The 17,244-nt window shown below is 46.1% G+C and carries 15 protein-coding genes; 12 read left to right on the plus strand and 3 right to left on the minus strand.

From position 1 onward, the window contains the following. From ACTQ0H_RS02975 to ACTQ0H_RS02985, 3 genes are all read left to right on the plus strand, one after another. Nucleotides 1-751 (plus strand): glucosaminidase domain-containing protein (locus tag ACTQ0H_RS02975; protein WP_441547783.1); only part of this gene is annotated, 751 nt, incomplete at its 5' end. Between the two features lie 20 nt (nt 752-771). After that, the gene (locus ACTQ0H_RS02980) at nt 772-2,223 is read left to right on the plus strand and encodes a flippase (protein WP_441547784.1); all 1,452 of its coding nucleotides are present in this window, start codon (nt 772-774) and stop codon (nt 2,221-2,223) included. Continuing rightward, a complete protein-coding gene (locus ACTQ0H_RS02985; protein WP_441547785.1) occupies nt 2,213-3,007 on the plus strand; it encodes a DUF4422 domain-containing protein in 795 nt (264 codons plus the stop codon). Before ACTQ0H_RS02980 ends, ACTQ0H_RS02985 begins: the two co-directional genes overlap by 11 nt. Nucleotides 3,008-3,026: 19 nt before the next feature. Here ACTQ0H_RS02985 and ACTQ0H_RS02990 read toward each other — a convergent pair whose 3' ends face one another. Genes ACTQ0H_RS02990 through ACTQ0H_RS03000 form a run of 3 tightly spaced genes read right to left on the minus strand, consistent with a single transcriptional unit; the run spans nt 3,027 to nt 5,899 of the window. Beyond that, nucleotides 3,027-3,962, minus strand: coding sequence for a glycosyltransferase family 2 protein (locus ACTQ0H_RS02990; protein ID WP_441547786.1), 936 nt, complete (start codon nt 3,960-3,962; stop codon nt 3,027-3,029). Between the two features lie 37 nt (nt 3,963-3,999). Continuing rightward, entirely contained in the window at nt 4,000-4,926 is a 927-nt protein-coding gene (locus ACTQ0H_RS02995; RefSeq protein ID WP_441547787.1) for a glycosyltransferase, read from the minus strand. Continuing rightward, nucleotides 4,913-5,899, minus strand: a complete 987-nt coding sequence (locus ACTQ0H_RS03000) for a glycosyltransferase family 8 protein (protein WP_441547788.1) — start codon at nt 5,897-5,899, stop codon at nt 4,913-4,915. Before ACTQ0H_RS03000 ends, ACTQ0H_RS02995 begins: the two co-directional genes overlap by 14 nt. A gap of 73 nt (nt 5,900-5,972) precedes the next feature. Here ACTQ0H_RS03000 and ACTQ0H_RS03005 point away from each other — a divergent pair, with 73 nt between their 5' ends. The 9 genes from ACTQ0H_RS03005 (at nt 5,973) to ACTQ0H_RS03045 (ending at nt 17,157) form a co-directional block, all read left to right on the plus strand. Continuing rightward, a complete protein-coding gene (locus tag ACTQ0H_RS03005; protein WP_441547789.1) occupies nt 5,973-6,767 on the plus strand; it encodes a glycosyltransferase family A protein in 795 nt (264 codons plus the stop codon). Nucleotides 6,768-6,791: 24 nt separating this feature from the next. Beyond that, nucleotides 6,792-7,691, plus strand: a complete 900-nt coding sequence (gene rfbA / locus ACTQ0H_RS03010) for a glucose-1-phosphate thymidylyltransferase RfbA (RefSeq protein WP_441547790.1) — start codon at nt 6,792-6,794, stop codon at nt 7,689-7,691. Nucleotides 7,692-7,710: 19 nt separating this feature from the next. Next, nucleotides 7,711-8,733, plus strand: coding sequence for a dTDP-glucose 4,6-dehydratase (gene rfbB, locus ACTQ0H_RS03015; protein ID WP_441547791.1), 1,023 nt, complete (start codon nt 7,711-7,713; stop codon nt 8,731-8,733). A gap of 16 nt (nt 8,734-8,749) precedes the next feature. Then, nucleotides 8,750-10,198 (plus strand): sugar nucleotide-binding protein, encoded by a 1,449-nt coding sequence (locus ACTQ0H_RS03020; RefSeq protein WP_441547792.1) that lies wholly within the window; start codon nt 8,750-8,752, stop codon nt 10,196-10,198. Nucleotides 10,199-10,836: 638 nt separating this feature from the next. Next, on the plus strand, nt 10,837-11,529 hold the full coding sequence (locus ACTQ0H_RS03025; protein WP_441547793.1) for a glycosyltransferase family 2 protein: 693 nt from the start codon (nt 10,837-10,839) through the stop codon (nt 11,527-11,529). A 6-nt stretch (nt 11,530-11,535) separates the two neighbouring features. Further along, a complete protein-coding gene (locus ACTQ0H_RS03030) occupies nt 11,536-11,874 on the plus strand; it encodes a DUF2304 family protein (protein WP_441547794.1) in 339 nt (112 codons plus the stop codon). A gap of 161 nt (nt 11,875-12,035) precedes the next feature. Beyond that, the gene (locus tag ACTQ0H_RS03035; protein ID WP_441547795.1) at nt 12,036-14,093 is read left to right on the plus strand and encodes a DUF6541 family protein; all 2,058 of its coding nucleotides are present in this window, start codon (nt 12,036-12,038) and stop codon (nt 14,091-14,093) included. A 149-nt stretch (nt 14,094-14,242) separates the two neighbouring features. Next, nucleotides 14,243-15,253 carry a hypothetical protein gene (locus tag ACTQ0H_RS03040; protein WP_441547796.1) on the plus strand — a complete coding sequence of 337 codons (1,011 nt, stop codon included), beginning with the start codon at nt 14,243-14,245 and terminating at the stop codon, nt 15,251-15,253. Nucleotides 15,254-15,264: 11 nt separating this feature from the next. Further along, nucleotides 15,265-17,157: a DUF4422 domain-containing protein gene (locus ACTQ0H_RS03045; protein ID WP_441547797.1), complete on the plus strand. Its 1,893-nt coding sequence runs from the start codon at nt 15,265-15,267 to the stop codon at nt 17,155-17,157. Nucleotides 17,158-17,244 lie beyond the last annotated feature (87 nt).

Raw genomic sequence — 17,244 nt, forward strand, 5'->3', positions numbered from 1 at the left:
GTCAGTCGGGTCGCTCGTCCTCCTCGATGACACGGGCGTCATCGGCCACTTCGTCAGCTGCGGCATGGCCGAGGGCCGCCGCGGCAACGAGGCGTTCGACGTCCAGAGCTATAAAAATCGATATACTGATTTGCAAATTGCTTATGGAAATCGACTCGATTTATATTATATTCATTACCTTACTTTCGGATCTCATGAAGGTCGTTCCGGCGCTCCCTTTTCAAAGGACGAGCTGATTATGGGAGTCTCTTTTGTAAAATCTGATCAAATGGTAGGTTATTATCTGTCTAAGGTCGGCATGGGCGTTTACCCTTCCGGTATTTATAAAGATAAGGGTGCCGGAACCATTAATGAATTCTGTAAAACCTTGATAGCCGAAGCATCTTTTGAGGGAGTTCGCGCCGAAGTACTTTTTGCACAAGTTATGGTTGAGACTGGGTGGCTTCGATTCGGAGGCAGTGTTTCCGCGGGACAGTGCAATTTTGGAGGCTTGGGGTCAACTGGAAGCGGCGTAGCTGGTGCTTCTTTTGATTCGGTGGCTATTGGTTTACGGGCTCAGACCCAGCATCTAAAAGCGTATGCATCAACGGATCCACTTCTTGGGGATTGTGTCGACCCAAGATTTTCTATGGTTAAAAGGGGTTCAGCTCAATATCTAACAAAGTTGAATGGGAAATGGGCTGTTCCTGGTGAAGGTTATGGTGAGCATATAGCCTTAATTGCGAGAGAGCTGTCTTGTTATGTTGGCTAGGTATTAATTGGAGTTTCGGAGTGTCGTCTCGCAGTAAATTAGTAAAAAACATGGTGTGGAATACCACTTATCAGGTTTTATCTTTGCTAATTCCCTTACTTACCATTCCTTATGTGTCGCGTGTGCTTGGAACGGACGGTGTTGGAGTTTATTCATATACGTACTCGATAGCAAACTATTTTGTATTGTTTGCTACGCTTGGAATGGCTCAATATGGAGTTCGAGAGATTGCTAAATGTGGTAATAACAGAGAGCGGAGATCCAAAGTATTTTGCTCCGCTTGGGCCGCGCAAGTCTTAGTCTCTCTTCCGATTGTATGTGTATATATACTTTATATAATTGCTTTCAGTAATAGAGATTTCATCGTCAGCTCATTTTTATGGCTATTTTGGGTGGTGTCAAGCTCTCTTGATATTTCTTGGCTGTATTTCGGGGTGGAGGAGTTCGCTGTTCCAACCGTCAGAAGTGTTATCACGAAATTAGTCGGTACATTTATCATTTTTGTATTTTGTAGAACTTCTGATGATTTGTGGGCATACGTGTTGGGGATTTCGCTCCCCTTTTTCTTGAATGCCCTCATGCTGTTCCCATTTTTAAATCGATATGTTGATTTTATTAGCTGTCCCTGGGCAGAGATTAAGCGACATTTTGTTCCGAATCTCAGGTTGTTTGCACCGGTAATCGCTATATCGCTCTATTCGTCTTTTGATAAGATTCTTCTAGGTTTGGTTTCTGGTATGAATGAGGCTGGACTGTTTGAATACAGCGACAAGGTAGCAAGAATGCCCCTGGCAGTTGTTACTGCATTGGGTACCGTGATGCTTCCTCATATGACTGAATCTATGAGTTGCTCAAGTAATGGGAAAGAGTCTGAATCTCTTCTCCAGAGCTCCTTTGAAATAATGCAGTTTATTTCTCTTGGACTTGCTTTTGGGATTGTTGCGGTTGCTAAGCCGATTGCTGATATCTATTTTGGGCCAGGCTTTGGAAAGTGTTCCATTGTTCTTCCTATCGTCGCAATTATGATTCCAATCATTGCTGCAAGCAATGTACTGGGTGTTCAATATATGCTGCCTAAGAACATGGACAAACAATACACTAAGTCCGTTGTTTTCGGAGCAATTGCAAATATATTACTGTGTTGTTTGTTATTAAAACCTTATGGCTCCATTGGTGCTGGAATCGCCACTGTTCTCACGGAACTAACCGTCTTGTTTGTTCAGGGTTGTTACGTAAAAAAGCAGCTTAATTTATGCCGTATGGTTGTAAGTGCGTTTCCCTATGTGATTATCGGTGTATTAATGCTTTTTTTGGTTGCAATTATTTCTCCTGTAATCATCATGTATTTGGGTTATTCGTGGGTCTATTTATTCAGTCTGATACTCTTCGGCGCTTTTATTTATTTATCCTTTAGTGTTCTGTACTATAAAACAGTCCGATTTCTTGTTATAGGGGATGTTCGTGAAAAATAAAATCTATGTTGTAACGCATAAACAGGCAGAGTTCCCCTGCGATCCGCTCTATTGCCCTATTCAGGTTGGTTTTGGAAATGAGCTTTTTTGGAACGATACTCCAATAATTAGGGATAACAGCGGTGACAACATCTCTGCTAAAAACAGTACATTCTGTGAATTAACTGCCGTATATTGGTTATGGAAGAATATAGCTTCTGATGGTTTTATCGGCATTGAACATTACCGTAGGTACTTATCGACTAATCGATTTTCGAATAGCTATAAGTATTTTTTAAAGGAAGATGATATTCTCTCTGCGCTAAGTTATTGCGATTTCGTTTTGCCTGAGCAGTATATTTGGAAAAATAGAACGGTATTTTCAAATTATGCACTCAGTGTCGGCCATGAGACCGATTTAGATGTTTTGCGAGACACAATATCTAATATATCGAAGGAGTATGTTGCAACTTATGATGCTGTTCTAAATTCAGGATCAGCTTATTATTGCAATATGTTGATTTGTTCTAAGCAGCTATTTGATTCATATTGTGAATGGCTATTTAAGATTCTCTTTGAATTCGAGAATATTGTTGATCTTAGTGACTATTCAAAGTCGCAAAAACGTATTTTTGGGTATGTCTCAGAGATTTTATTGAATGTCTGGCTAATTAAAAATCAGAATACCGTCAAAACGTTTCCTATGATCAATTCAGAGGAGCCAAGCGCATTAAAAGTATTGAGGCATATTAAGCAGGGGAAATATAATATGCCCTATACTCCTGATTGGTTAAAAACTAAATAATTGCTCAATTTTTGAATCGTTATGAATCTATTTCAGAACCAGTTACTGATATTAAGATAAAGGTCACTAAGAGCCCAAGATTACCACGCAGGTCGTGTCTCCATACCCTTGCCTTATTTAAATTAATCGGTACTTGAATGGTGTTGCAGCTTTTTAATTGAATGTAGCTATCGAGATGAGTTATTTGTTTTTTACTTAACATGGAACCATAAACTTCTTTGAAAGACTCAGCCTGCTCAATAGTTTTAATCGTATCGGCTTTAAGCTTTTTAATTTGATGTATAGAATTCCATAAAGATTTTTCTTGTGCACCAAGAGTATTGTTTTCGTGTTGACGATAACAAATTGTTTGATTGTCTATGAAGCCGATACGTCCAAATGCCGATGCGATTAACGAACACCACCAATCATGCATGCAAATGTAGCGATCATCATTCGTTAATTTGATCAGGTCTCTTAGACTGTCATTAATTAGCATAGTGCATCCAGTAACATTTGCCGTTGCAATATGAAATTCGAAGGTTGAGGTGTTTGGATTAATACCTGAATACTTATAGAAAGAATCGGCAATGCGATTTAATTTACTGTCAACTACTCTTAAATCAGTATGAATGAGGATCGGGGTATCAGGGGACATCGCCTCTTCCTGTATCATAGCGCTGAGGCATGTGGTTATTTTATTTGAATCCCAGACGTCATCTTGATCGGAACACATGACGTATTTGCTGGTAGTTATCTTTAGTAGCGATAAGAAATGTGTGCCTGCATTACCGAAGGCTGAATCTTTTAATACAACCTTGATTCTATTATCTTTTGCAGCGTAGCGATTAATGATTTGTACGCTGTCATCATTTGAATTATCATCTGAAATGAGTAGTTGCCAGTTTTTATAATCCTGGTTGATAATCGATTCTATTTGTTCTTTCAAATAGAGAGATCCGTTATAAACGGCCATTACGATTTGAACTTGGGGAGGATTTTGTATTTGCAACTTAAATTTTTCCAATCAAAAATAGGAACCTGAGGCAAATTTCACTTATATATGTTGGTCTTAGTCGATGTGGAAACAACGCTTTTTTGAGCTGACTGGGTATGCCTTTTGCTTCAGTGAACAGGTTTAGCGCTTCCAGTTCATCGCTAGTTAATTTATCGATAAAACAATACTTAAAATGTGAAAGTTTTTCTGCTTCACTTTGTGCCTTTGTGCCAAACAGCTCTTCTTTAATAAAATACTTGAATAAATCAATCATGTGGTTATCAGAAGCGGTTACCGCTGCGTCATGCCTGATATGCTTTGCTGTAGGTCTTTTATCGTAAACCAGTTGGCCTAGTGCGCAGGCACAGCGAATTATCCATCTGTCGTGCATTTCGTCGCCTGGATTAACATTTTTAATAAACTGGATAAATGCTTCACGGTTAAATGCAATAGTGAAACCAAGTCCTAGTGTGTAAAACAAACTGTGATAAAAATCGCAGTTCTTAGTTTGGTCGGAAGAATAGCGGATGTGATTTAAATTGGAGTCGCAATACTCAAAAGAAGAGAAGTACACCTTAGGAATATTATTGTGCTGTTCATTTAATAACTTGATTGCATACTCTATTTTTTGTTTCTCCCAGTAATCGTCCTGATCAGCATAGAAATAATAGCCATAAGTAGACGGAATCCTCCGCAAAATCTCATAGAAGCTGCCGGGAACTCCGAGATTTTGATTGTTGCTTTCTAGTAATGTAAAGTTATTTTTGTCTTTAATAAAAGACTTAATCAATTCAACGGTGCTATCCGTGGATCCGTCATCTCTGATAAATACATCTATATTGTTGTAGGACTGATTGCTAATCGAGGCTAGAGTCTCATTGATAAACTTAGCTCCGTTATAAGTTGGCAAAATGACGCACGCCTTGTTCTTATCGGGATTCATCTTGCCTCCTTTTCTTTGCTCGAACTTTCATGAAAAAAGGAATAAGCGAGGTGATGGCTTTGTATCTCGCGGAAGGAAAGGGCGAAGTAATTGTATTGAACAAACGCCATGCCTTGTAGTAATGCTCCCAGCCATATTCGATTGGAGCTTTAGACCAAGGGGTTTGTCTAAGATAATAGAAATAGTCTGAAGAGAATCGATGGGTGTTTCCAGCTCGCCAAGGACGATCTTCTCCGAGAAAATGAACAATAGCCGGATTCGCTCTGGCATGTTCGAATTCTATTTTGTTGCAGAAGTTTGGCATAAGTTTATTTAAATATTCGAATGGATAGTAATCGAAAATATTTGAATAATTGTAAGAAATTGACATCACTTTGATGTCGTCCTTGAGATAGACGTTTAAGGCATCCTGATCGTTTGCGAACAACTTCTCTTTATTCTGTTTGCAGAAATTCAGTATTCCTTTCTCAATGTCGTTATCCCTCCATTTTTTTAAATTAAAGAGAACGACACCGGCATTGCAGTATGGATAGGAGGCAATGCCGAGGCTTGTTCTTCTATTTCTATCTGCTGTGGGCTCCGGCGCCATGGCGATAGTCTTTCCATCTAGGTCAGCTTGCCATAACTCCCTTAAAGATGACCTGCAAATTGTGTCAGCGTCTAAGTATATGACCCTTTCAATTTCATTTGGAAGATAATTGTCTAGCAGGAGTCGTGCAAGGACAATCTCATTCCATCCCGTTGTGTCGAATTCAAATGCAATCCTGTCTTTAAAATCGCTGATGTCAATGATGATTACATCGCATAGCTTATCTGAGAAAAAATCTGTTAAATAGTCAACATTTGCTTTACTTAAACCCATCGATAATATATAGAAATTCAATTGGATATTAGGGTTGTTTTGTTTTACCGATTGAATATTCGCGGCCAATTGAGGAACAAAATTGTTATCAATCGTATAAACGAGATTCATCTAGTTATCTCCAATAACGCTTGTATAGTTGTTCTAGAATATTTTACAGTTGTTAGACTTTCAGGGAGCGGAATTGTATAGCAAATACAATCATACCTTTGTTGTTTGCGCGTATGGAAAATCGCCTTATTTGATTGACTGCGTTGAATCACTTTTAAATCAATCCATACAATCTAATGTCATTATCTCGACAAGCACTCCTAACGATCTAATCGCTTCGGTTGCCGATCGTTACGGTTTGCCTTTATTTATCAATGAAGGTGCTGCGGGTATAGCTCATGACTGGAATTGCGCTGTCAATCATTGTCCAACTGAGCTAATTACTATTGCGCATCAAGACGATGTTTACTCTTGCTCATATGTCGAAAGTATGCTCGAGCGAGTGAACCAGAGCCGCAAACCTTTGATTTTTTTTACGGATTATGAGGAGCTTCGCGATCGCTCGGTCTGTTCTTCGAGTTTGCTCCTAAACATAAAAAGGATTTTATTGTTTCCCCTGAAAAGTAAACAATTATCTTCCAAAAAGTTCGTAAAACGCCTTTCTCTTTCTTTTGGGTCATCAATCTGTTGTCCATCGGTGACCTTAGTCCTGCCCAATTTAAAAACTCCGATTTTTAAGGAAGGCTTTAAATCGAATTTGGATTGGGAAGCATGGGAACAAATATCTCAACTGGATGGAGACTTCTGCTATTGTTCGGAAAAGCTCACAAGGCATAGAATACATTCTGAATCTGAAACGTCTGCACTTATTAAAGATAATACGCGCACTACAGAAGATTACTTGATGCTTCGAAAGTTTTGGCCAGATAAGATCGCGCGTCTAATCAATGTTTTATACTCGAAAGGTCAAAATAGTAATACTTTATAAAATTGTTCCAGCGGAGGTATTTATATGAAAGGCATTATCCTCGCCGGCGGGTCCGGCACGCGCCTGTACCCGCTCACGCTTGTGACCTCCAAGCAGCTGCTGCCGGTCTACGACAAGCCCATGATCTACTACCCGCTGTCCACCCTCATGCTGGCGGGCATCCGGGACATCCTGGTCATCTCCACGCCGACCGACCTGCCCAATTTCGAGCGCCTGCTCGGGGACGGCTCGCGCTACGGCGTGAACCTCTCCTACGCCGAGCAGCCGAGCCCGGACGGCCTGGCCCAGGCCTTCACCATCGGCGAGGAGTTCATCGCCGGCGAGCCGTGCGCGCTCGTGCTCGGCGACAACATCTTCTACGGCAACGGACTGTCGCGCCACCTGACGCGCGCCGTCCAGAACGCCGAGTCGGGCAGGGCCACGGTCTTCGGCTACCACGTGGACGACCCCGAGCGCTTCGGCGTCGTGGAGTTCGACGGCGAGGGGAGGGCCGTCTCCATCGAGGAGAAGCCCGAGCGCCCCAAGAGCTCCTACGCCGTCACCGGCCTGTACTTCTACCCGGGCGACGTGGCCGCCAAGGCCCACGAGGTCAGGCCCTCGGCCCGTGGCGAGCTGGAGATCACCACGCTCAACCAGATGTACCTGGAGGAGGGGACGCTGTCCGTCGTCACCCTCGGCCGCGGCTACGCGTGGCTGGACACCGGCACCATGGAGAGCCTGCACGAGGCCGCGGAGTTCGTCCGCGCCGTAGAGCACTCCCAGGACCTTCCCGTGTCCGTCCCCGAGGAGATCGCCTGGGAGAACGGCTGGATCACGACCGAGGGGCTCAAGCAGGCCGCCGAGGCCTACGGCAAGTCGGTCTACGGCCAGCACCTCAAGAAGGTCGCCGCCGGCGAGATCGTCAACAGCCCGCGCGAGTACTAGGAACTGAGGAGACATACATATGGCAGAGGAGACCTTCTCCCCCAGGAACATCATCGTCACGGGCGGCTGCGGCTTCATCGGCAGCAACTTCGTCCACTACGTCGTGGACAACCACCCGGGCGTCCACGTCACCGTCTTGGACAAGCTGACCTACGCCGGCAACCCCGAGAACATCGCGGGGCTCCCCTCCGACCGCGTGGAGCTCGTCGTCGGCGACATCTGCGACGCGGAGCTGCTGGACAGGCTGGTGCCGGGCCACGACGCCATCGTGCACTACGCCGCGGAGTCCCACAACGACAACTCCATCGCCGACCCCGAGCCGTTCCTGCGCACCAACGTCGAGGGCACCTTCCGCCTGCTGGAGGCCGTCCGGAAATACGGCGTCCGCTACCACCACGTATCCACCGACGAGGTCTATGGCGACCTGGCGCTCGACGATCCCGCCAAGTTCACCGAGGAGACGCCCTACCATCCGAGCTCGCCGTACAGCTCGACCAAGGCCAGCTCCGACATGCTCGTGCGCGCATGGACCCGCACCTACGGCCTGCGCGCCACGATCTCCAACTGCTCCAACAACTACGGTCCCTACCAGCACGTGGAGAAGTTCATCCCCAGGCAGATCACGAACATCGTCGACGGCGTGCGCCCCAAGCTCTACGGTAAGGGCGAGAATGTCCGCGACTGGATCCACACCGAGGACCACTCATCGGCCGTCTGGGACATCCTCACCAAGGGCCGCATGGGGGAGACCTACCTCATCGGCGCCGACGGGGAGAAGAACAACATCACCGTCCTGCGAATGATCCTGGAGGCGATGGGAAAGGACCCCGAGGACTTCGACTGGGTCGCCGACCGCCCCGGCCACGACCGCCGCTACGCCATCGACTCGACCAAGCTCCAGCGCGAGCTGGGCTGGAGGCCGGCCCACACCGACTTCGTCGAGGGGCTCAAGCAGACGATCGACTGGTACGTCGCCAACGAGGCCTGGTGGCGACCGGCCAAGGAGGCCACCGAGGCCAGGTACAGGGCCCAGGGGCAATAGGAGAGGGGAGAGAGACATGGCAGACATCGCATTCGAGAAGGAACTCGCTGTCTCCGAGACCGGCATAGAGGGCCTCAAGGTCGTCGACCTCTCCGTCCACGGCGACTCGCGCGGCTGGTTCAAGGAGAACTGGCAGCGCGCCAAGATGACCGCCCTGGGCATCCCCGACCTCAGGGTCGTCCAGAACAACGTCTCCTACAACGACAGCCGCGGCGTAACCCGCGGCATCCACGCCGAGCCCTGGGACAAGTTCATCTCCGTGGCCCGCGGCAGCGTCTTCGGCGCCTGGGTGGACCTGCGCGAGGGCAGCGAGACCTACGGGAAGGTGTTCACCTGCACCCTGGACCCGAGCAAGGCCATCTACGTCCCGCGCGGCGTTGGCAACTCCTTCCAGGCCCTGGAGGACGGCACCGCCTACACCTACCTGGTGGACGCCCACTGGTCGCTGGAGCTCAAGAAGACCTACACGTTCGTGAACCTCGCCGACCCCGAGCTCAACATCCAGTGGCCGATCCCGCTCGACGAGGCCACCGTCTCCGAGGCGGACCTCAACCATCCGTACCTCAAGGACGTCGTCCCCATGGCGCCCAGGAGGACGCTGGTCACCGGCTGCAACGGCCAGCTGGGCTGCGCGGTGCGTGCGCTCGCCGAGGAGCGCGGCGTCGCCAAGGACTTCGACTTCTGCGACATCGACACCTTCGATATGTCCGACCCGGACGCCTATTCACAATACGACTGGTCGCTCTACGGCACCGTGATCAACTGCGGCGCCTACACCGCGGTGGACAGGGCCGAGACCCCCGAGGGCCGCGTGACCGCCTGGAAGGCCAACGCGACGGGGCCGGCGCTGCTCGCCCGCACCTGCGCCGGGCACGGGATCACCCTGGTCCACGTTTCCTCCGACTACGTCTTCGACGGCACCGCCGAGGTGCACGACGAGGAGGAGCCCCTCAGCCCGCTGTCCGTCTACGGCCAGACCAAGGCCGCCGGCGACATCGCCGTGGCCGGGTGCCCGCGCCACTACATCATGCGCTCCAGCTGGGTCATCGGCGAGGGTCACAACTTCGTGAAGACGATGAAGGGACTCTCCGACCGCGTCGCAGACCCGGACGACAGCCTTGCGCAGGTCACGGTCGTGGACGACCAGCTGGGACGCCTGACCTTCACGCGTGACATGGCGGCTGCGATCTTTCACGTGCTGGGGACGCACGCCCCCTACGGCACCTACGACTGCACCGGCTCCGGCGCGGTCAGGTCCTGGGCCGACATCGCCCGCGCCGTCTTCGAGGCCGCCAACGGCAACGGCGACAAAGTGGTCCCCGTCAGCACCGCCGACTACTACGCCGGCGCCGCCGGCCCAATCGCACCGCGCCCGGTCCACTCCGCGCTCGACCTTTCCAAGCTCGAGTCGGTTGGCTTCCACATGCCCGACTGGGAGGAGGAGCTGGGGGAGTATCTCAAGTAGTGTTAGTTTGACATTTCGATTATCTTGAACTTCTGGTATAGGGATGAGGCCGGCTCGTCCCTATACCAATTTTTATAGTGCGAATTAAATTGATTGTCCAACGATGCGATCTCACCCGATTCTATTCAAGTAATTCATGGCTCTTGTTGTGGTCGGACATGATATAAACCTTGGCCAAGCCGCTCTAAATGGTTAGTGAACCGAGCTGTGGATATTCATCAGCATTTATGTTTTCCAGGTCTCTCTGTCTATCACTCTCTTCTGCGTAAAAACAGTTTCTAGCAATCTAACAGATTGTTGCTAATTTTCAATTAGTAGTTCTATTCGCTAATTGAAAATTATCTTCCACTCGAATTATGTTAGTGTGCCAGCGCTTTGCTGTTACGCATGTTCTTTAAACTCGGACGGCCACCCTGTAGCCATCTTTGAGTGCCTGTTCGGAATCTCTTTGATTCTAGCCTGGCATATGTAAGTGAGGCGAAGAGATGATGTCTACTATGCGGGTGTCGGTGTGCATCCTTTCGTCGGTGCAATACAGCCTCCACCTTTTTATAATTATCGTATGACTTGGTTTCTCATGAGATATATTGAATGGATGTTCAGGTTCAATTGATTTGTCACGAGAGAATGGTGTTCGATTGTCGTCTAAATCGAATGTGCTTATTGCGATTCCTGCATATAATGAAGAGGAGTGCATTGAAAGCACGGTTAATGAGCTCCGTTCGGTTGCTTCAGGGTTTGACTTCATTATTATCAATGATGGTTCACGCGATCGAACGGGTGAGATTTGTGGTTCGTTGAGCTGTAAGGTTGTTACAATGCCAATTAACTGCGGGCTGACCGTTGGTTTTCAGACTGCGGCTCGATATGCCATCGATCATGGTTACGACTATATGATTCAGTTTGATGCAGATGGGCAACATCGACCGGAATATATAGCTGCTTTAGTTGAGAAAGCCGAAACATCTGGTTCCGATATTGTTATTGGCTCGAGGTTCCTAACTGTTCGCAAAGACAAATCGATGCGTATGATAGGTTCGCGAATGATTACCGTGCTAATCAAGATGTTGACCGGCCGTCGTATCAGTGATCCCACATCAGGTTTTAGGTTATTTAGTAGTTCTGTACTCAAAGAATACTATTACGACAACACTCTCAATCCTGAACCCGAATCAATCGCTTTGTTTTTAAAACAAGGGTATTCGGTCTCTGAAGTTCAGGTATCAATGCGTGAACGCCAAGGCGGCGTGAGCTACTTAAATCCTGTAAAGTCAATGCAGTATATGCTTAGAGTGTTTGCTACGCTGCTAATTGTTCAATGGTTTAGGTGATTGTAAATGACTTTTACGTTGCGTGCATTACTCATTATATTTGCTGCTCTTGTTTTCTTCTTCGTTATTCATAAATTGAAGAGATCTCAGATGCAGGTTCTCGATTCCATGTTTTGGATCTTGTTTAGCTTGAGTTTTGTATTGTTGGGCCTATTTCCCGAAATAGCTTTAATTATTTCTTCAGAACTTGGCTTTGTGTCCGCCTCTAATTTTGTTTTTCTTTACGTTATCGCCGTTCTCGTAGTGAGGGATTTCTCAAATTCCTTGCGACTTTCGAAGCAGGAGGAGCGTATTAATGGGTTGGCTCAGTCGATTGCGCTTAGCGATATTGATAAAGCCAAATGATCGACTGATTCTGAACACGTTCTTTTTCAACATTTGCTTTTCTTCTGTACATGCTTTGTTGTAAATAACAAGATTTATTGTGCGTGTTAATTCATGCTTGTATTTCATTTTTAATGCCTGTGCATTTCAGCAATGTACCTGAACCTAGGTTGGTTAATTCTATGTGGGCCGCTTTCTTCATTTCTTCGCTTTTTCTATTGTTCCTCTTGGAGATTCCTGGATTTGCTTTTTCACGTTTGATGTGTTTTAGCAGGATTGATTCACTTTTAGCTGCACCGTTGTTTTCAATTGCATTGCTTGAAATAATAAGCATTATTTACTCTAAGCTTGGATTTTATGCTTCATGGGTAAGTCTGAGTCTCCCCTGTCTACTCCTTGCTTTGATACTTTTACTGATTGCATCATTTAGTCGCTCACGCAATACTGATGTAGCAAAGCCATCCTCGGGTCGTTCAAACTGGTTAATACTATTTCTGTACATTGGCATTGCCTTTGTTATTGCAACTAAAACGTATGTGCTTCCTTTAGATGGGCCGTCTTCTTTCATACAGGATTCGGATAATTCTTTTCATCTTGCTGTTATTAGATCTTTTATTGACAGCGGTGATTATTCGACAGTTAATGTCGGCATTTATCATGATGTGATGTCTAGTTCGATTATTTCAGTTGCTAGCGGCTTTTATCCTGCGGCTTGGCATTTGCTTGCAGCCCTTGTTGCGAGCTTCTCTGGACAAGATGTTGCGTTTGCGACAAACGTTACAAATTATGTAATGCTATTATTTGTCTTACCGTCTAGCGTATTTCTGTTTTTAAAAACAGTATTCAAGGAAGAACGCGGTGTGGTAATTGCTGGGGCGCTAGTATTATTCGCTTTTAATAGTTTTCCCTGGGGCACTTTAATTTCAGTGTCAGGTCCTTTGTTCCCTAATACTTTGGGTCTTATGCTTGTGCCAGCTTGTGCCGCTATTTTTATTAATACGATCGGTGCGTGCGCAAAGCGGTTCAGCCTGAACTACATTGCTGCATTTTTATTAGGCGTTCTATCGCTCTGTTTTTCTCACCCAAATGCAATATTTACGATGGCTGTCCTTCTTGCGCCTTTTGTTGTTTTGCGCTTTTCGCGTTGGTATGTTGTGAAACAAAAATATGTAGATTCTGACATGCCTATATCAGTGAGATTAACTTCCCTCGCGATTCCCGCTTTATTGATTCTAGTTATTTGGATTGTTTGCTTTATTAATCCAGCTTTAAGTAATACTGTTTCTTTCACCTGGGGTGTAACCGCCTCGCATTTACAGGCTATTATTAATGTATTGGCTCTGTCTTTTCGGCTTCCGGCAGGCAATTATCTCCTTGCTTTGTTCGTTGCAATTGGCTTCTTTGCCTTGCTTCGCAATAAAGAGTCTTCATGGTTGTGTTTCTCGTATATGTTCGCTGCCATCATATATATAATCGGGGCATCATCATCCGGGTTTTTAAAGCATTTTCTTGCGGGTTTTTGGTATACCGATCCGTATCGTCTGGGTGCATGTGCCAGCCTCATGGCAATTCCCTTGGCTGCTGTTGGTTTAGAGGCTGTCTATTCGCTTGCTTTGAGGATATTCAACAGACTTGGATATGAACCTTGGGCAAAGATATCAGCTTGTTTTGTATGTTTGATTATTACTATGTGTGCCCTATATGTTAACGATTTCAACTTGCCTGGATTTGGACGGGTTTACACGGGTTTGGGTGATTACCAGAACTGTTCGACGCTTGCGAATGATTCGAAGCGTGACAACTTGTTTGACCCTAAAGAGCGGGTTTTTTGCAAGCGCGTAGCCGAGTTTCTCGAAAAAGATGATAGTTTGATATATAACAACGCAGATGACGGTAGCGCTTTCGCATACCCCTTATATGGCTTAAACCTTCTATACCGCCGATCTGCTGCAGAGATGCTCGGTAATGAGACAAGTGATAATCAAACGCTAAGATTGCATCTCGACAAGCTTGCTACAAACGAAGATGTCCAACGCATCCTTAAAGAAAATGGTATTAAGTACATTCTTGATCTGGACTATGGTGGTGAGGTCAACGACGAGCGCTGCTACTATGGTTACTATACTTGGGACAAATGGCAAGGCATTAATTCGATCGAAGATTCGACTCCGGGACTCAAGCTTCTTATGTCGGAAGATGATATGCGACTTTATGAGATAGACTATTCTGCGTTCAATTAATTATTCTTTCTGTTGTTGTCAAAGCACCTTATGAATAATCTTTAAGGCTAAGTTCCATTTCTATTCATTTTTAGTGCTTCGCGATAAGCCACTCGTCGACAAGCGGGTGGCTTATTATTTTTCATGTCACTGATTCGTAGGAGTATTTCATGTCTCTTAAAAACGCTGTTTATGATGCCATTAACTCAAATAAGTTTGGAAAGGCTTTCTTAAAGGCTCGTCGTGATATTCGGGGCGACGAGGCCGTACGGGCTATCCAATCCGGAACTCATGACTTTATCGATCGTAGCAAGGGCAGTGATAAACTCTGTATTATTCTCGCTGGATATAAGCCAACATTATGGGAAGACGTTTTTGGCCGTATTGCGGCATATGTGCCTTCCGATGTTGATGTGTGCGTAATGACCAGCGGGCTTGTGAACGAAGAGCTTAAGAAAATTGCCGCTGAGCATGGTTGGTCCTATCTTTCGACTTCTGTTAATCATCTATCTTTTGTTCAGAATATTGCGATTGAATGCCATCCCAGGGCTAAGTGGATTTATAAGCTCGATGAGGATATGTTTTTGACCAAGGGCTTCTTTGAGGCGATGCTTGATACCTATGAGGAACTTGAGTCTAACACCCTGTATAAGCCTGCGTTTGTCTCTCCTCTAATTAATGTCAGTTGCTATGGGCATCTTCGCTTGCTAGATAAGTTGAATCTCTTGGATGATTTCAGGAATACCGGTCTCACGGATATGAAATATTCGGATGGTTTGCATCACAATCGACAGGTCATTTCCGAACCTAAGGTCGCTCGCTATATGTGGGGCGAGTCTCAGCCTGTTTTGCGCGATATCGATGCGCTTACGGAGCGCTTCTCAATTGAAAATGAAGGTTTCCAGTATTCAATTTGCCCGATTCGCTATAGTATCGGTGCCATTCTGTTCACACGCGATGCATGGAATGAGTTTGGGCATTTCCCGTTGACCTTTGTCGGAGGTCCATATGGCCTTGGAGACGACGAGGAGCATATTTGCAACTATGCATGCTTTACTGGGCGAGTGATGGTTGTAAATGAAAATATTGTTGTGGGCCATCTTGGTTACGGTGGCGCGCAAACAAAGACGATGGTTGAGTTCCACGCCAATCATCGTGATCAATTTAAGCTTAAGGCGTAGCCGGGGGATATATGTCTAAACCCAACATCAAGATTCTAGTTTCGTGTCATAAGCCCGTCTGCATTCCTTGCTCCGACCTGTATCTACCTGTTCATGTAGGCTCTTTGGACAAGGAGACTATTCCTGGATGCCAGCGCGATGATTGCGGCGAGAATATCTCCGATCGGAATTTCACTTTTTGTGAAATGAGCGGTCAGTATTGGGCCTGGAAAAACTTAGAGGCAGATTATGTTGGCCAATGCCATTACCGCCGTTTTTTCAATTTTGATGAGAAGAAATATGAGTCGAACGATCATGCTCAGATTGAGGATGAATGTTTGTCTCCACTGTCAATTAAAAAGTATCAGCTAGCAAACGAGGCTTTGATTAGGGACTGTGTCGAGAAGGTCGACCTTGTACGCGCTCCTTATTGGGACGTGAGGGGAGTTCCCACTCCTTGCGGCCCTAAAAAAACTATAAGGGACCATATGTGTGCTTATGGCCTTGTTACTCAAGCCGAGCTAGACCATATGGTTGATATTTGCAAGATTGTTCAGCCTGATTATGTAGACGAGCTTGTCGCATATCTTAACGGTTCCAAGTATCTGGGCTATAACTGCTTCGTGATGAAGAAGACCCTCTTCGATGAACTCTGTGCATTTGAGTTTTCGATTCTTCAGCAGTTTGACTTTGAATACGACTATGAGAACAAGACGACTACTCACAAACGTATTTGTGGCTATTTGGGCGAGATCCTATACAGCGTATTCGTTTCTCATATCTCTAAGAGGGGGATTAAGATCGCTGAGCGTCCGCTTGTTTTCTTTGAAGAGACTCCTGCTCCGATTGACGCTGCTGTAGTCGATAGCCAAACGGTTGATATCGTATGGCGCTATGCGGAATCGACGCCTATTAAATTTTCCGTCGCGCTGGAGAGCTTAATTCGTCAGCTTGACGCGAATCGAAAGTATCGATTGCTTCTAATTCATAATTGTCAGTTTAACTTTGCCAATTGCCTTAACATACTCGAGGCTATTCCGGAGAATCTTGAAATTAGACAAGCAACTTTCCCGGTAGTTGGACCCAACAACCTCTTTGGTTCTATGGATGCCGCTGAAGCGCATATTGTCCTTCCTTTTATGCTTCCTCGCATCATGGATGCCGATTCGACTAGTCATCATCGAGTTCTTTGGGTTGAGGGGTGTGCTTTCTTTAAAAAAGACCCAGCCGTAATTATTGAAGGTTCAGTATATTCACTCGCTGCTATAAAGAGCGTTTTCCTCGAGAAAGAGCTTAATAAGCCCGTTTCGTCTCGTTTGCGCGACTTATATCTTGCTGCTGCAGGTGGCTGGGAGATGAGCGAGGCGTCCGCTCTTATAGTTGATTTGTCTCAGCTTTCTACTATCTGTCCTGAGCCATATGAGTTGTACTGTGCCTGTGCATCTGAGCTGGGCATCGATCCAAGAGGCGATTTGGCTAAAGAGTTTCAAAAGTATCAGTCGCATAAAAAGAAACCGGGCAGCGCTAAAGATGCTTTCTGCTTCCCGCTAAGCGTATTTGCGGTTCGAAGCCTTATGATGCGCAAACTAAATTTCAGCTTTATCCCGAATTCGAGCAGTATGCCCGTGGTGTCCTTTGAAGAAGTTGGCATGTGGGCCAACGAGTGCACGGCAAAGGAGTATAAGGCCTCCGATGAGAGTGGATTGTTGCTCTATTCATCGGATACGACTCCATTCTCTGAACCGGCGAATGCACTTTGTCGTGATTATTGGCGTTTGGCCAGGTGTATGGATGTGTATGAGTCACTTTTAGTTATGCTTGCGGAATACCGACCGCTTGGATTAAAACGGACGTTGTTTCCAGTTGGGACAAGGCGACATAGGGTTATGTTTAAGATGGTTTCTCTGATTAGGCGTTTTCGATAGCTAAAATAGTCTATTCAAGCTATCGTCACAGAGTGGCCGTCATAGTAGATTCGACCGTGCTATTGCAGGGACAATTACACGGTCGTC

It is taken from the genome of Collinsella sp. LCP21S3_A3, assembly GCF_052118905.1.
Taxonomy (GTDB): Bacteria; Actinomycetota; Coriobacteriia; order Coriobacteriales; family Coriobacteriaceae; genus Collinsella.

Coding starts and splice junctions, on each gene's coding strand:
- ACTQ0H_RS02990 (WP_441547786.1), bottom strand. CDS start 3,962: ATGGCCGTTTATAACGGATCTCTCTATTTGAAAGAACAAATAGAATCG.
- ACTQ0H_RS02995 (WP_441547787.1), bottom strand. CDS start 4,926: ATGAATCCCGATAAGAACAAGGCGTGCGTCATTTTGCCAACTTATAAC.
- ACTQ0H_RS03000 (WP_441547788.1), bottom strand. CDS start 5,899: ATGAATCTCGTTTATACGATTGATAACAATTTTGTTCCTCAATTGGCC.
- rfbA (WP_441547790.1), top strand. CDS start 6,792: ATGAAAGGCATTATCCTCGCCGGCGGGTCCGGCACGCGCCTGTACCCG.
- rfbB (WP_441547791.1), top strand. CDS start 7,711: ATGGCAGAGGAGACCTTCTCCCCCAGGAACATCATCGTCACGGGCGGC.
- ACTQ0H_RS03020 (WP_441547792.1), top strand. CDS start 8,750: ATGGCAGACATCGCATTCGAGAAGGAACTCGCTGTCTCCGAGACCGGC.
- ACTQ0H_RS03030 (WP_441547794.1), top strand. CDS start 11,536: ATGACTTTTACGTTGCGTGCATTACTCATTATATTTGCTGCTCTTGTT.
- ACTQ0H_RS03035 (WP_441547795.1), top strand. CDS start 12,036: ATGTGGGCCGCTTTCTTCATTTCTTCGCTTTTTCTATTGTTCCTCTTG.
- ACTQ0H_RS03040 (WP_441547796.1), top strand. CDS start 14,243: ATGTCTCTTAAAAACGCTGTTTATGATGCCATTAACTCAAATAAGTTT.
- ACTQ0H_RS03045 (WP_441547797.1), top strand. CDS start 15,265: ATGTCTAAACCCAACATCAAGATTCTAGTTTCGTGTCATAAGCCCGTC.